At 53.4% G+C, this 16,530-nt stretch carries 9 protein-coding genes; 6 read left to right on the forward strand and 3 right to left on the reverse strand.

The features are described 5' to 3' along the window. Positions 1-38: 38 nt before the first annotated feature. The 3 genes from IE099_RS01590 (at position 39) to IE099_RS01600 (ending at position 4,518) form a co-directional block, all read left to right on the forward strand. Entirely contained in the window at positions 39-2,561 is a 2,523-nt protein-coding gene (locus IE099_RS01590; protein WP_189566720.1) for a hypothetical protein, read from the forward strand. A gap of 129 nt (positions 2,562-2,690) precedes the next feature. Next, positions 2,691-3,923 carry a DNA cytosine methyltransferase gene (locus tag IE099_RS01595; protein ID WP_189566722.1) on the forward strand — a complete coding sequence of 411 codons (1,233 nt, stop codon included), beginning with the start codon at positions 2,691-2,693 and terminating at the stop codon, positions 3,921-3,923. Continuing rightward, on the forward strand, positions 3,901-4,518 hold the full coding sequence (locus tag IE099_RS01600; protein WP_189566724.1) for an Eco29kI family restriction endonuclease: 618 nt from the start codon (positions 3,901-3,903) through the stop codon (positions 4,516-4,518). The genes IE099_RS01595 and IE099_RS01600 overlap by 23 nt, the downstream gene beginning before the upstream one ends. Before the next feature lie 271 nt (positions 4,519-4,789). On the opposite strand, the gene IE099_RS01605 is transcribed toward IE099_RS01600, so the two are convergent. Then, entirely contained in the window at positions 4,790-5,377 is a 588-nt protein-coding gene (locus IE099_RS01605) for a hypothetical protein (protein ID WP_189566726.1), read from the reverse strand. A gap of 293 nt (positions 5,378-5,670) precedes the next feature. On the opposite strand from IE099_RS01605, the gene IE099_RS01610 reads away from it, so the two are divergent. Further along, complete coding sequence (locus IE099_RS01610; RefSeq protein WP_189566728.1) at positions 5,671-6,792, forward strand: transposase; 1,122 nt, start codon at positions 5,671-5,673, stop codon at positions 6,790-6,792. 1,060 nt (positions 6,793-7,852) lie between these two features. Here IE099_RS01610 and IE099_RS01615 read toward each other — a convergent pair. Continuing rightward, positions 7,853-8,374, reverse strand: a complete 522-nt coding sequence (locus tag IE099_RS01615) for a C40 family peptidase (RefSeq protein ID WP_189566730.1) — start codon at positions 8,372-8,374, stop codon at positions 7,853-7,855. 480 nt (positions 8,375-8,854) lie between these two features. Here IE099_RS01615 and IE099_RS01620 point away from each other — a divergent pair, with 480 nt between their 5' ends. Next, positions 8,855-10,810 carry a hypothetical protein gene (locus tag IE099_RS01620; RefSeq protein WP_189566732.1) on the forward strand — a complete coding sequence of 652 codons (1,956 nt, stop codon included), beginning with the start codon at positions 8,855-8,857 and terminating at the stop codon, positions 10,808-10,810. A gap of 110 nt (positions 10,811-10,920) precedes the next feature. On the opposite strand, the gene IE099_RS01625 is transcribed toward IE099_RS01620, so the two are convergent. Then, positions 10,921-11,844 (reverse strand): hypothetical protein, encoded by a 924-nt coding sequence (locus tag IE099_RS01625; protein ID WP_189566734.1) that lies wholly within the window; start codon positions 11,842-11,844, stop codon positions 10,921-10,923. Positions 11,845-12,371: 527 nt separating this feature from the next. On the opposite strand from IE099_RS01625, the gene IE099_RS01630 reads away from it, so the two are divergent. Further along, positions 12,372-15,998 carry a glycoside hydrolase gene (locus IE099_RS01630; protein WP_189566736.1) on the forward strand — a complete coding sequence of 1,209 codons (3,627 nt, stop codon included), beginning with the start codon at positions 12,372-12,374 and terminating at the stop codon, positions 15,996-15,998. The last annotated feature ends 532 nt before the right edge of the window (positions 15,999-16,530 follow it).

Raw genomic sequence — 16,530 nt, forward strand, 5'->3', positions numbered from 1 at the left:
TGTGAGGCCTGTCAGTAATTTCTTCCAAATTTAGCCTTATGAAGACTTATGCCCGAGCCAAGAAACTTTCTTCGCAATTCACTGGTGATACTCTCAATGAAGCAGACACGAGACATCAAATTATAGATTGCATTCTTCACGAGGTTTGGTCTTGGCCTAAGAGCAACACCAAATGTGAAGAACATGTAAAGACAGGATATGCCGACTACATTCTAAGTGATTCAAAAGGTAACCCTATCATTGTAGTTGAAGCCAAAAAAGAAGGAAATCACTTCAAACTTCCTCGCGCAATAGCATCGAAGCCATCTGATTTTCAAACCGCCAAGATCGGGGTATTATCAAGCGTAAAAGAAATCAAAGAAGCCGTAGCACAAGTTGCTGGATACTGCCTGCAAATCGGATGCGAGCTAGCGGCAATTACAAACGGTCACTCATTCGTGATCTTCAAAGCCTTCACGCGAGGTTCTAAATTAGAAGACAGTTTAGCATTAGTAATACCATCTCTAGATTGCTTGCACCAGTCATTCACTGAGCTAGACGACATGCTCTCCTATCTGCCTCTTTCAAAAAGTGGAAACTTAGAGCGACTTCTCTCAAAGAAGGGAAAAGGACCAACAGAATTATTTTACCCAAAAAACTCAATACCTCACTACGATAACCCTCTAAACAAAAATGACTTCGCAAAGTTCACCGAACCGCTTGCAAAGGTTTTCTTCCAAGACATTTCACCTACGGACAAAGAACTAATGGAAAAATGTTATGTTTACTCGACCGGAAGCGAGGTTGTCGAGCACGAATTAAAGAAAGATATAAAAGATTCAATCACTCCATTTTTTGAGCAAGACGGAGGAAAAGAAATTCAAAAATTACGAGACGGTAGTTATTTGACAGCCCGAATCGCACAGTCGATTCAACATAATACGAACGATGTCGTAATTCTCTACGGAGGAAAGGGCGCAGGAAAATCAACCTTTCTGAGAAGACTCTTCTACTTCGAGCAACCTACGGAGTTTAGGATGTATGCTTTTCCGGTAATTGTAGATTTCTTACAAGCGCCTCAAACTGCCACAGGCATTGCACGGTATGCGTGGGACCAGCTAATTAAATCATTGGACCAAGACAACATTTTAGAAAGCCCCATAGAGGAACTCGCTAAACTCTTCAAGGATAGATTAGACGTCTCAGCTTCACAAGAATTGGCTGCATTCGACGGCAAAGACTTTGAGGTAAAACGAAACGAACTCTTATGCAAATGGAAAGAAGACGACAAGTATGTATCCAAATGCTTAATCGATTACTGGAAAGAAAAAGACAAGTGCCTCGTTGTAGCTTTTGACAACACGGACCAACTTTCACCACAATTACAGGACACCTGCTTTTTGTTAGCTCAAAATTTTTCTCAAACATTGGGTTCAACGATTATCATTTCAATGAGAGAGGAAAGATACTGTCGCGCTCGCACGAACGGAGTTTTGGATGCATATCACAATTCCGGGTTCCATCTTTCGTCTCCAAACTTAACAATGGTTTTCGAGAAAAGGCTGAAATTCCTTATTTCACAATTATGGAAACACAAAAAGGGCGATAAAAAACTCAAGATTCCAGACGATGCACCACTGGATGATATAATAAAATTTTTCAACCAATGCCTAAGGCAATTCAAAAACTCTAGCAATCCACTACGAGTTTTCTTGGCACGTTGCGCTCATGACAACGTGCGCCAAGCCCTTTTGTTTTTTCGTCAGTTCACAACTTCAGGTTATACCCACGCTAGGGATTTGATTAACAATCCACATTGGACTGTGTCCGATCATCAGGTCATCAAGCCAATGATGGTTCCTGAGCGGCATAACTACAACGAAAACAAGAGCCTTATCCCTAATGTTATTCAATATCGAAATGCTGCAAACGGCTCCTATTTCACAGGAATGAGACTCTTAGCCCTGCTAAAAAAGGACCTCAAGACCACACCAGACCGCACTAGCTTTCGAGACGTGGTTTCGATTTGCGACGATTTCGAATCCAAATTTGGAATGCGCTCAGACGTAGAACAGTCGTTGGACGTCTTTTTAAGAAATGGACTTATAGAGTCAAACAACCGATTAGACACTTACAAGGTTGAGTTTGAGAACAATGAAGGAAACAAGGATCTGGTTTATGCTGATGAAGTGCGACTTACTTCATTCGGATCTTACCTCTACGAATTCATGTCCGTAGCCTTCGCGTATCTAGACCTTGTCTCATTGGACACGGGCCTCACTAGCGAATCACTATATAATTCATTTTGTGAGGGCGCAGAAAAAGAGCGAGGATTGGCTAAAGACGGCAATAGAAAGGAGCGCTTGGAATATCGAATCCAAAGAACTCGGGCATTCATTGAGCACTTAAAAACCGAGGAAGAGTCCGAACAAGAGGAACTTGGCTTTACTCTCGAAGAGATGGTGACACCTCGAATCGCAGAAAAATTCGAGGAAGATATTTTAAGAGTTGAGAAAAGTGCGAAGAGAAATTTCAAGAACGACGAGCCTAAGTTTGGCTCGATGGAGCATCTTTGGGAATAAGCCCCCTTAACCTAGACAGGAAATAACTGTACAATGAAAGTTACCTGTCCCTTTGTATCGAAAATTTCAACTTCGTCAAACGAGGACATCTGAATTGACCTCCTCCGTCAAAAGTGTTCTCTTGAACTAATGAAACCCACTTCGATTGAACTTTTCTCAGGAGCTGGCGGCCTAGCCCTAGGGCTCCACTCAGCAGGCTTTCGGCACAAAGCCGTCTTCGAGTGGAATCAAGCGGCAGTCGAAACCCTCCAGTTCAATCAAAATGCTGGGCACAAAGCTCTCAACGGGTGCTCCATCCATCGCGCCGACGTTCGTGAAGTTGATTTCTCACAGTATCAAGGAGTTGATTTGGTAGCGGGCGGCCCTCCTTGCCAACCGTTCTCCATGGGAGGCAAAGCCGCAGGCATGAACGACACCCGCGACATGTTCCCGCAAGCCGTTCGGGCGCTCTCTGAGATTCAACCCCGGGCCTTCATCTTCGAGAACGTGCGCGGCCTCCTCCGCCCTGCCTTTTCCAACTACGTCGAATTCATCCGCCTCCAGATGGAATTCCCCGACTTCCCCATCTCCGCGAATTCGACTTGGGAACAAAACCTCGGCCGCCTGCAACGCCACAAAGAGCAATCCGGCAACCGAGACAACGGCCTTCGCTACCGAGTCCATATTCACCAAGCCAATGCTGCCGATTACGGCGTCCCCCAGCAGCGTCACCGCGTCTTCTTCATCGGCTTCCGCTCGGACGTCGAGACCAACTGGTCCTTCCCCCTCCCTACCCACAACGAAGAAGAGCTCCTCATCGACCAATTCGTCGAAAACTCCTTCTGGAAGCGAGCCGCCCTCCGCAAGCAGCCGTCCACCGAACTCAATTCCGCCACCCAGAAGCGAATCCAGAAGCTCCGAAACCTCGGCCTCCCCCACCCCAGCACCCGCAAACAACCTTGGCTCAGCTTGCAAGAAGCCATCAAAGACCTTCCCAAGCCCACCAAAACCGCCTCACGAACTTGGCTCAACCATCAGCTCCAAGAAGGCGCCAAATCCTACCCAGGCCACACCGGCAGCCCGCTCCACCGCCCCTCCAAAGCTCTCAAGGCCGGAGACCACGGAGTGCCCGGCGGTGAGAATATGATCCGCTACCCCGACGGCACCGTCCGCTACCTCACCATCCGTGAAAGCGCCCGCGTCCAAACCTTCCCCGACGACTACCAATTCCTCGGCAGCTGGACCGAATCCATGCGCCAACTCGGCAACGCCGTCCCCGTCGAACTAGCGAGAATCGTAGGAGAATCAGTTGCCAAAGCCCTCAAAAAGGATTCTGCTCGCCTTGCGAAACTCGCCAAGCATGAAGCCCTACAATCCACTTGAGAAAGAGAACCTCGGCAAAAGCGTCGCCGAGTCTCTCCTCAATTCACCTCCAGTCCCTCTCGGTGAGATTAAAACCTTCAAAGGTGCAGGCATCTACGCCATCTACTACAACGGGAAGTTCGAGCCTTATCTACCGTTCCAGAAATGGAACACTTCTGCCACCGAGCTACGACTACCCATCTATGTCGGAAAGGCGATTCCATCAGGAGCACGAAAAGGCAACGTAGACCCAGAGGTCTCAGCGCGAGGAACCGACCTCTACAAACGCCTTGAGGATCATCGCAAATCAGTAGTCAAAGCCACGAATCTAGAAGTCACTGACTTCTGGTGTCGCTACCTCACCGTTGACGACATCTGGATTCCCTTGGGAGAGTCCCTCATCATACAGCTCTACCGTCCCCTCTGGAACTCAGTCGTCGATGGCTTTGGAAATCACGATCCAGGTAGCGGTCGGTACAAAGGAGCTCGTCCCAGTTGGGACGCTATCCACCCCGGACGCTCATGGGCGACCAAATGTGCTCCGGCAAAACTCAGCGAAGAAAATATCTTGAAAAAGATTTCTGATTATTGGTCCACCCAGACGCTAGTTCTTTAACTTCATCATCAAAGTTGAACGCTACAAAGTGTCTGTCCCGAATGGAGATTGGTTAAGCGGGTTTTCGATAAGAGGAGCGGTGTGGGATTTCTTCAAAGATTGGGCAAAGTCGTAGTTGGACAGACAAGTTATTGAAAGGGAATGAAAAGTGTCTATCACCTTACAAGAAGTATTCCGTTCAGTGTAAAGTGGCTGTCCATTTTGATCCTGTCCTTTTAATCAAGAGCTGGCCTTTGAGCTTCTCGACGGTCGAACAACGCTCAACGTCATTTCAGGAAACGAAAAGTTGGAGCATCTCATGGTTTGCCGGTGCCAGCATCAAATCAATCGCCAAAACATCCCCAGAAACAGTCTTCTTGAAGTTTGGACACCTGGCGTCAACCATGACCACCCTTTCAACAGGATGTATCCACGCTGTAGCCATCAAGTTATGCGGGAGACTGTGAAACTGCGTCGGAATCCTCTGCCAGCCCAAATCTCCCAAGGTTGTTTCGATCTCCTTTTCTACAGGTTCTCCCCCTTTGATCGTCGTTTGAGACGTTACGATCTTCCCACTTGAGAGAGCTCCCTCAACCCGCAGGTCATCGCCAAAAAGCTGATTTTGCAGGGTTAATCGAGCCAGATATTCTGTTGGTAATGCTTCTCTGACCGCAAGCTTCTTGCCTTGTAGAATGGGATGTAAAGCAGGCCCGATCTGGTATTTCCATACTCTCTTCCCTCGAAAAAAAACCTCGTGCTCTTTTCCTCTCACCTCTTTGCCTCCGCGAGAAGGCCATTTCAACGGCGGAAGGTCCGACTTTACGAACTCATACTCTTCAGCTGCCCGCGAGAGGCCGGAACTCGGACTTCCTTCGGACATTGCAGATAGAATTCGCTCTCGGACATAATCTGGGAGGAAGCCTTCTTGCGAGCCACAACCATCCGATGCACTTTCGCTGGAGAGTGGAGAGCGCTCACTTTCTTTCTCTGTTTCAGACTCATTGACAGCCTATCCATACCACCTGAACGCTGTCGCGTCATCCCAAGAATTAAGAAACCACCGACCGCAACGGAACGCCATGAAAAGAAGAAATTAAAAGAGTTCCATGAAAAGTGTCTGTCCCCTTTTAAGAAGAATTGACAAACCCTCCGCTCCCCTGCCACTCTCCCATCATGCGCCGCGCCCGTTTCAAGGCTCCTCAATCCCACCCTTTCGCCTACTACCACTGCGTTTCTCGCGTCGTGAATCGCGACTTTGTTCTCGGGGAGGCGGAGAAGGCCCAGTTCTCGCAGTTTATGCGTCTCTATGAGCGGCTTTATGGTCTGCGCATTGTTTCCTATTGCCTGATGTCGAACCACTTTCACCTCTTGGTGGAAGTCCCCCAGCGCCCTGCCGACGAGGCTCTCCCCGACGACGAGGGTTTGATCGTTCATGTCCAGAAATGCCTTGGCGAGAAGGCTGCCACTAATCTCCGCTGGGAACTGGAACTCTACCGCAGCCAGGGCAACGACGTAGCCGCGGAGGCCCTGCGGCAGAACTGGTTTGGCCGCATGTGGGACATCAGCCAATACATGAAGGTTCTCAAGCAACGGTTCACCCAATGGTTCAACAAGCGCCACAATCGACGCGGCACCCTATGGGAGGACCGCTTTCGCAGCGTTCTGGTCGAAGGCAAGGGCCCAGCCCTCAAAGCCATGGCCGCCTACATTGACCTCAATCCGGTGCGGGCCGGGATTTGCGATGATCCCAAGGACTATCGTTGGTGCTCCTATGGCGAAGCGGTGTCGGGCGGCAAGAAGGCGGCCAAGGCCCGCGAGGCCTTGCTTCGGCTGGATTCGTTCACCATTGGAATGACGGGCGAAGCTCGAGAGCGATCCCGTGTTCAGGGGCAAAAACGCCCCAGCACTGTTGCAGAATCCTTGCGTCGCTACCGTTGTTATCTCTTTGGAATCCCCGAGAGCGAAGCCCGCCAAGAGGAGGAACTCGCCCGTGAGAAGTCCGGAGGCCGAGCCCAGATCTTCCGCTCCCGAATCCCCCGCCAAAAGGCCCTCGAAGTCCTCAAAAACGGAGGCCGCCTCGAGAAAGCGGATTATCTGCGCTGCCGGGTTCGCTACTTCGTCGATGGGGCTGCGATCGGCTCCAAAGCCTTCATCGAAGAAGTTTTCCAAGAATCCCGAGCCTATTTCCATCCCGAACGAAAAACCGGCGCCCGCTCCCTACGCGGAATCGAAACCGTCCCCAAGCCCGAGCGCCTCTACAACCTCCGCCAACTCGGCAAAGACGCCCTTGGTTAGCAGGCAGATTGTTGGGGAGTAGACAACATTCTGCCCTTTCGGGAAAAAATCGACAAACGCATGACAGCGACTTTCCCCCGCTAAGCATCATCGTGCGCCCCGTTAGGACTCCTAGCTGCAGGCTTCACCACCGCAATGGATTCAGCCGACCCATCTCGCGAACGTGTGGGTCATTTTCAACGGCACTTCAATCGCAACGGAATCATCAGCCGAATCGTCAGCCCCAATGGGGCGAAATAGGATAGCCCAGGGCAACGCCCTGGGTCTCCCCGTTTCGACCAGAGCCAAAGCGAGCGGGTGATTCGAAAGTTCTGCCGCCATCCCGAAGCGGTTTCTCCGGCAACGAGTCGGCGCAAGCCTCTTTCGCCCGCGCCAGATGCTCACGCCGCGAACCCGCCATTCAATCCACTTCGAGAAGGTCTTCGAACTCACCTATCGAACGCTCGCTCCCAATCTCTCCCACTTCACATCCCCGGGGTTGCACCCCGGGCTATCTTCGTGCGCCCCGTTGGGGCTCTTCGCTGCGGTCTTCACCACCGCAACGGAATCGTCAGCCCCAATGGGGCGAAACAAGATAGCCCAGGGCAACGCCCTGGGATTACCCGTTTCGACCAAAGCCAAAGCGAGCGGGTGATTCGAAAGCTCTCCCGCCATCCCGAAGCGATTTCTCCGGCAACGAGTCGGCGCAAGCCTCTTTCGCCCGCGGCAAATGCTCACGCCGCGAACCCGCATTTCAATCCACTTCGGGAAGGTCCTCGAACTCACCCATCGCACGCTCGTTCCCAACCTCCCCCCTTCACATACCCGGGGCTGCACCCCGGGCTATCTTCGTGCGCCCCGTTGGGGCTCTTCGCTGCGGTCTTCACCACCGCAACGAAATCGTCAGCCCCAACGGGGCGATACACGATAGCCAAGGGAAACGCCCTGGGTCTCCCCGTTTCGACCAGAGCCAGCGCGAGCAGGTGATTCGAAAGTTCTCCCGCCATCCCGAAGCGGTTTCTCCGGCAAGGAGATGTCGCTCGACCGGCGCTCATCTTCACCCTATCCCGACATCTTCAATCTAGAGACCGCGGGGATGGCGCATGGCGTGGCCGTCGACCCGGCGAGGCTGAGGCTTCCAGCGCGGACCGCTTTCGCCATTCCCTCCACTACCTCCGGTATCGAAACGAAGACCACCAATGACCATGAAGGCGTGTCCGTTGCGGACATAGATCGTGATCCACTTGCCCTTCCCCTTTTTCCCATAGTTGAAAAATCCATTGGAGGTCAGCTGACCTTGGAGAAGCCCTGCTTCGCGAAGAACGTAGCTGGTGGCACCGCTGCAATCATAGCCTGAATCGTTAAGAACGGCATGCCCTCCACCGTATTTGTAGGGCTTGTCGAGGAGACGATTGGCTGCCGCGACCGCGAGCTTCACCTCCTTCGGGGCGATCAAGGGCGCGCGAGCCTCGCCGTTCTTCTTCAAGTTGACGGACCGCATGAATTTCTTTTCGTGCTCAACGGTCCCTTTCGCCCACTTTTGATCACCCCCACAACTGACGAGAAAGAGGCTGGCAACAAGAAGAAGGAATACGCTTTTCATTAAGAAAACTTAATCGAAAAACGGGAGACTGACAAGCGTCCCGGCGCCGGGCTAACCGATCACAGAGAATCCCATTTGGAATGAGTGGAAGAACCTCGACCTCGGAAAAAACCGAGGCCCAGAACTTTGCGAGCTTTCAACCAATTCGGCGACTGCGAGATCTTTCGAGTTGCTCAAAGGGGCGTCACTCGTGCGCCTGTTAGAAGGCCTACACTCGACCACTCCCTTCCACGGTCCCAGGCAACCCCACCTCCACCTCAGCAACGACGAAAGCCCGGCAGGCGTGCTTGACGCCTGGAAATTTCAGCCCCCTTTCCAAGGCGGATCGCAATTTCGCTCCATGAAACTCTAACACCTGTTAGAAGACTGGTATTTTTCACATGCGCCTTAGGCGGCGCACAAAGTCTAGAGAGACGAGGCGCTCCTTAAAAAAATTGAGAATCTCTTGTCTTCCTGACTCGAATATCTCACTGCTTTTCAGTGAGCTACAGACAAACCCTCCTCCTTGTTAGTTTCCTGCTTCCCCCTCTTTCGGCCCAGCAGGTTGATACCTATCCTAATATCCGATCGGTGGGTTCTCCCGAGGGGGTTTTCTTCGACGGCACTGGCTTTCAAATCATCGGCTCGAAGATGGGATTGGCTTCCTCCGATGGGTTTCGCTGGGAGAGCGGTCCCACCTTGCCCTCAAGCGCTCGGCATGTCGCACAAGGAGGCGGCGTGACGGTGGCGATCTCCACCAATCGTATCAACTATTCTACCGATGGGGTGACCTGGAACAGTGCGAGCCATGGGGCTTCCGCCACTTTTGAAGAGATCGCCTATGGCAATGGAGTCTTCGCGATTAGCTTGGATGATGGCAGTTTCCTGACCTCTCCCGACGGCAGCACTTGGGTGGCAAGAACAGGGCTTCCCTTGCAAGGGTCAGTGGTCATTCGAGATTTTCAGTTCATTCACGGTTCCTTCTATGTGACAGGGTTTGGACCTTTTCTATACCGTTCGACTGACGGCATCACTTGGACCGAGGTTGATAGTCCGATCACCTCCACCAATAGTTTTGCGCTCACTGCGGTGGGCAATCAGGTGGGGGTCTTTGCACTGGACGAAGGCTACTTGTTCGATCCTGCCAGTCCGGACGACGGGGACTTCTACGAGTACGGCGCATTCACTGGGATTCAGTTCTGGTATGAAGCTGCCGCCGGCAACGATCTGATTGTGTTGGCCGGATATGATGGCCGCTACGCTCTTTCCCAGGATTTCGGTCAGACTTTTACCCTTTCCCTCCTCGACACCCCCGAGGACTTGGAGAGCGTTGCTTTCGCCAATGGCGCCTTTCTCCTCGTCGACAAAGATGGTCGTGCTTTTCGCTCAGTCGACGGCGTGAATTGGACCCAAGTGATGGAAAAGGCACCGGGCACCAACTACCTGTCACTCCCCATTATTCACGACGGCGAGCAATTCATTACGAAAGGAGAGGAAGGCATCGCGCTGTCCCCAGAAGGCGGGTCTTGGACCAATAGTTCGCAAGTGGGAAGCGCGACGACGATTTCCGGGATTGCCTATGCCAATGACTACTACGTGGTGCTCGGCTCAGAAGGGTCGATTGCCACCGGCACGGACCCGCTCAATCTGGTGGAAAGACGTTCTAGCGCATCAGTCAATCCCCGCTTGTCGGCAGCAGCCTATGGCGGAGGTCGATGGGTTGCAGTGGGCGCTCTCGGGAGCGCTTGGTATTCCTCAAACGGCCAGAGCTGGCTCCAGAGTGGGATGCCGAACTCGGAGACTTACGAGCATGTCGCCTATGGGAACGGAATCTTCCTCGCCTGCGGAGACGACCTTACCAAAGCTGCGACCAGCACCAACGGAATCAACTGGACCGCAGTTACCACTAATCAGACCGCCCGCATCGAACGGCTTCAGTTCTTGGGAGGGCACTTCGTTTCTGTGAGGAGCGGCTACCTCTACACCTCACTCGATGGGATCACTTGGGACCGTTCCGAGTATCTGAGCGAACGGCCCGAGGTGATTGCCTACGACGAGTTGTTAGGTCAGTTCATTTTAGGCCATGACAATGGTTATCTCATCTCGGATTCTCTGGATGGACCTTGGGAGAGACGCACTTTGCCGGAAGGGTATGATTTCAATGCCATCTCCGCCAAAGACGGGCTCATTCTCTTGCGCACCTCTGGTCAGGTGATCGCGACTTTCTCGCATGTCCCCTTCGATATTTCATTATCCAAATCCTCCGCGACTCGTGGTGAACTGAGCTGGAATCTGGTCCCGGGTGGAGAACGCGAGGTCTGGAGCTCCAACTCACTCGAAGGACAGTGGGAGCTACTGAACACTTCTCCGATCGTAGAAGGTGTCGAGCGCGAAAGTATGACCATCGACTACGAGAACTTCGGAGCACAGCAATTCTTCCAAATTCGAATCAAGTAGCAATTAGGGCGAACTTCAGTCCCAGAGCCCTCTTTGTATCACATGTCATGGTTGGGTAGACTGGAGTTCGAATCTCCGGCTCCCTTGGCCAAGGCGCAACCCTGAGTCATTCATCGCGTGGGGGAAACAAGAGGAAGCTCGCTCATGAAAGCCGACCAGCTTCCCCCTGCTTTCCGTCGGGCCGTGGTGCTCTCGACGAAGGCACGGGTCTCCAGATCGTAACTGACCTTGGCGAAAAGAAATCTGGAATCATGCTCCTTGCCTGAAAAAAGCCCCTGTTCTTCGATGGTGTGATATTCGGATACGATGAGCTCTTTGCCTCGCTCTTCGGGAATGTCCAAGTTGAAGTGAGAGTCCCAAGCGTTTTCTTGCGTGGGAACAAAGCCAAGGCTCGCTCCCAGGGAATGGGTTACTTCTTGAGGGTCCTTGAACTCACTTTTATTCATGAAGAAAAAGAAAAAGTTCTCAGGAGTGGGGTATTGGTTTCTCAAGGTCCAAGGATGCCCCCCGCTCCACCAAATATAAGTCGCGCTCAAAGGATTGCTAACCTCGAATCGAGACTCGAAGACCACATCGGGCAAACTGTTGGGAGAGGCAGGCTCTCTCTCAAGCACGATAACCCGACGACCCTCTTCCAAGAAATAGGCACTCGGAGTCCAGAGCTTGCCCAGCTTTCCGGACAAGGAAACCGAGAGGGATTTTTCAGGAGGAGGACGTTTGATGGAAAAGTCTCTGAAGAGAGACTGTCGGTCGACTCGGGATTGATAGGTCGAGAAAGCAAATTGATCGACTGGCTCACGAAAAGGATGCTTGCTCCCCTCTTTTCCAAAGTCGATGCGTTCGATTTCTTTAATCGCCTCATCGTCCACAAGCGATTGCAGCCGACTATTGATACTCTTTAAACTGGCGAGATCGAGAGTCCGAAACTTCTCGAGAAAATAGTCACCGTGTTTCTCGGGTAACTCCAAGCACCACAGTTGGGGAGCAGCTGGCGCGAATTGGGCGAGGATGAAGATGGATAGAATCGTTCTCAAAATTAGATCTGGCAAACACTCGGTTGCTGCTTCGAAAAGAGGACAGAAAGACAATCGAGAGCACAACGAAAATATTGGGGGTAGACTAGCCGGAAACCTGAACTGCCGTTGAGTGACTTGCCCAGTGAGAACCGGGAATGTGCAGGCATGATACTTTTTGCCATCGAGTTCTCGAAGCACCGCGTCCCGGAAGCTCCCGAATTCGGCCGCGGCTTTCTCCAGGTCGAGGCTTTGTGAGTCGCTCGAATAGGCGCGCCGGCAAGTCTTTGATTGAATTTGGAGAAGGAATGCGTCGCACTCTAAGAAACGATTTGTAGGTTTTGATGTGGCTTTGGCGATTAAAGAAACGGACAACTCCATTTGCAAAACCGACAACTCCTATGGCCACGGAATCTGCTCTCCGCCCCATCACCAGCCAGAAACCGGCATGGACCAAGGCGATGCATACTCAACGATTCCATTCAGACAAAACCAAGCTCACCAAAAACGCCCGGAAACGGTGCTGTAGATGCCCCGAAGGTGCTGTGATGGCTGCGGACTTCTCTCGAGGGAGGGCCGTGTTGTTCGCGATAGTGGGATGGACTTTGGCGGTGTTCTGGCCGGCTATCGGGACCGCTGGGATTCTGTCCTCTAGTGACGTCATGCGGACAGGTCCGGTAGCGACACTGTCCTCCGGTGATGGCAGCGTTGTGATATCCGGCAGTGCGAACGTGAGTGCGTCGCCCTCTGGCTTCGGGATCAGTGGGGGCCTCAGTTCCTCTGCGGTTGATGATGCCGATGGTCAGCTTCCCGCCGACGAGTTTCTTACCATTCAACTGAGTGCCGACGATGGGCTGACTGGTCTCGACGTCATTTGGACCCGGGGGACGGTTGTGCTATCCGGATTCACCGATGACCCCGTGGGCAATGTGGGAAGCTATGATGCGGCGACTCAAAGCTGGTCCATCGCTCAGCCATGGACCGGCGGTTCGCCTGTTGCCTACCGCTTTGGAAATCCGGATGCTTCCAAGGGAGCGACCCTTTCGCTCACCATTCTGGATGAGTCCACGGCGGGGCCCCAGCTCTCCCTGCTGGTGGTTTACGCTGGCGACATTCCCTCGGACACGCCGGCCGCAGTCGTGCAAACGAGGCTCGACCAGGTGCACCAGCACATCGACCACTTCGGAGGCTCGATGCTCTGGTCGATTGACCCAACCGAAAATTGGGATGAAACCGTAAAGGAAAGCCTCGCTCTCAAACTGATGTCACGTGCCGGAGGAATCGGACTTTCGAATCTTCGCTTCGACTTCGGCGGCGGCGATACCGGAACCGGCAATCAAACGGCCGAGCCTTGGTCCTGGCGCTTCCCGGTCGCACTCAAGGATGGACCCGACGAACCCTTTGACTGGTCCCGCCGCGCGGGGCAGCAATGGTTCCTACGCCGTGCCGCTGATCTGGGAGTTGATAAACTGACGCTTGCCTCAATCTCCCCACCCTGGTGGATGACCAAAAATGGCAGAACCTTCTGCAGTCCCGAAATCGGAACCACCAATCTGGATCCGAACAAGCTGGAGGACTACGCCGAATACCTCGTTGATATTCTGACTCACTTCCAAGAGAACGAAGGGATCACCTTTGACGACATCAGTCCCTTCAATGAACCGGAATACACTTGGGAAAATGGAAGCCAAGAAGGCTGCCGCTACACCGCCGCCGACATCATTCCGCTCGTTCAAACTCTTTACGAAGAGCTAGAAGAACGAGGATTCGAAGAGACGACCAAGATCGTGCATGGCGACCACGCGAATGTCGCGGCGATGCTCGATGACGAGCTCCACAATACTTACGATGGAGGAGTCTGGGGCGGAGGAAGCAATGGCGTCTACGGCAAATACCGTGAGTATATGAAAAGCCTGCAAGGCGAACCGTCCGTCGCCAACCTGCTGGCTCCGGTCAGCAGCTATCACTCATACTTCACCGACAGTCTGCAGACGCTGGACTCGCCACTGCGAGATTTGCTTCGACAAAATGCCGAGTCACTTGGCGTGGACGTGCTGCAATCGGAATACAGTATCCTTGGTAGCTACGGCCCGGGTAGAAACCTCCAGATGGGGCCGGCGCGACATGTTGCCAGAGTCATGCATCGCGACCTCACAAGGGCCAACTCGGTGGGATGGAACTGGTGGTTGTCGCTTTCCCCACACGATTACAAGGACGGCCTCATCTACACCGACTCCCGGAGCGCTGCCGACACTGACGCGCAACTTCATGAGTCGCGGGTCTATCATCTGATTGGTCACTACAGCCGCTTCATTCGACCGGGCTGGCATCGGATCGGAGCCGGCACCCTCGACGACTTGGAAGGACTTCTCGCCTCCGCTTGGACGTCTCCCGACCAGACGGAATTCGCACTGGTGGTTTCGAACTTTGGAGAAGCGGACGAGCTCCTCCTGCTACCCCAAGGCGACGCCAATAGCCCGAGCTACGTTCGGGAGTGGCACCCTTGGATCACGGATCGAGGTCGCAGCTTGTCCCCCCTTTCTCCCGCGATTGGTTCCATCACAATTCCGGCCCAGTCGATCATCACCTTGCATGGCTATGCCTCTTCCTCCCCATTCCGACTGAGAACCAGTATTACACCCTCGAATCGGAATCCGGAACCAGAGGAAGAAATCACTCTGGTCGCCCACGCCACCTGGGAAAATGGGGTCTACGAGCTACCGTCGAAAGTTCCACCTGGCCCGTGGGTGTTTGAGCCAATTGACTTTGTATCCACCGGCTGCCTCGAAGCAGGCCCGCATCGCTTGCGTCGGCTGAGTGACGGCCAGTATTTGACTGCCGCGCCCGACTCCTCTTCCACCCTTTTTCTTTCCACTACTCCTTCGGAGCAAACAGCCTGGGAAGTGTTTCTATCAGACGCGAATCACATCCAACTCACCCACCAACCGAGTGGATTGAATCTGCATGATACAGGACAGCTTCTCCCCTCTTCCGGTTCGCTGTTGGAAATCCAAGCCGTTTCGATAGACGCGAGCTTCGACTGGGACGATGGCTTGGGCTCGAATCAAACGGCAACCCTCTCCACAGCTATATCCCGATGGGTGGGAGTCCGCGCCTCAGTCCCGGGCGCGATGGCCTCCGGCCGCTGCCTGATTAGCCCGGATGAACTGCCACCAAGTTTAAGCGGCCTGCCGGAGGAGATCACGGTGCGGAGAGGCGACCCTGTCCAACTCAGGGCCCAAGCCCTGCACCCATCCCATCCGTGGCGATTCCGACTGGTGCCAGCCGATCGCGATCAGGTGGTCATTTCGACGTCGGACTCCTCACTCGCCATGGCCGATCCCAAAGGTCGCACCAGCGAGATCTGGGAATTGGTCGATGCCGAAGATGGCAGAATCTGGAGCACGCCGGAGCCCGGCCGGATCTGCAGAATTCGCTCCGTGCAATCGGACCTCTACCTGCAACCCGATGGGGAAAACGCCAGCCGAGGAGACGTCCTAGGGACGAGTGCGGAAACGGGAGAGACTTCGCAGTGGATGGTCGACGAGACGGCCTCCTCTCGCTACCGACTGACGCATCTTGGCAGTGGTCTCGTCTTGAACATTTCCGGAGCAACAGGCCTTCCAATTCTCTGGCCGGATACCGGAGTGGGCAATGATCGCTTCCACTTCGACTCCCTCGACCTCGAGCCTGCCACCCTGCGGTGGTCGCATAGGCTAGGCGATGCTCCCGCCATACAAGCGACCCCAGTCAACAGCACGAACTACACGGTGCATGCAAACTTTGAAGGAAATTCCGTCAGTGCGACCACCCGCGTGACCGTGCAGCGGACCTTCTCGGAATGGTCGCTGGATTGGCTCGGCGAATTGGCACCGGAAGACGATGATCGCGATCTCGACGGGGTTCCGCTTTTATTGGAATACGCACGCGGCTCGAACCCTCTCGCGAAAGACTCCACCGGTTGGGAACAAGTCGAACTCTCCTCGCACACCGTCAGCTGGGTTCGCAATACAGAGGCTCTCGGCTCCTGGACGATTGAACAAAGTGAAAACCTTGAGGATTGGAGACCATCCGAGCTGCCCCTCCGAGAGTTTTCGGACCGCCTTGAAATCGAGCTGTCGAACACTCACGAACCGTCGGCCTACTTCCGCTTGAGATTCCAGCCAACACCATAAGGGACGGATACGGGTAGATTGTGAGCGGGTCGAATCCATTCATAGGTCGGGCGCTTCGGAGCGTTCGAATGGGGATGAAAGTGAAATCCCTCCAAGAATCCGCAGCCTGATTTCATTTCGATGGGCGAGAGTTGGCTCCCGTAGAGAATCCAATTCTCGTCATCCTTTACAGGGCGGAATCGCTGGTGTTTAGCACTGGCAAGGAGATCGGCTTGAGGGGGCGAAAGCCTCTTCATTGAGGCTGGATCTCGCACGATTGATGGGAATGAGTTCCATCAATTTCGATTCGGGCCTCCTGAGTCTCTCGGAAGCTTTTTTCGCCGACTATGAGTGGGTGATCGTATCTGATTGGTTTCGAACCTGATGCGAGGAGCCTCTAAGGAAGAATTCTGAAGCGGTTGCAGGAAAGTTTCGGCACAACCGCAAGCGCCAAACTCATTGCCCTTTCAGGATTCAGGGGACGCAAAATAGCAACCATTTGGTGAAATCGCATAAATTAATCACGAAAACTTTGCATCATTTCTGGCCCTAA

Source organism: Roseibacillus persicicus (assembly GCF_014651675.1).
Classification (GTDB): Bacteria; Verrucomicrobiota; Verrucomicrobiia; order Verrucomicrobiales; family Akkermansiaceae; genus Roseibacillus; species Roseibacillus persicicus.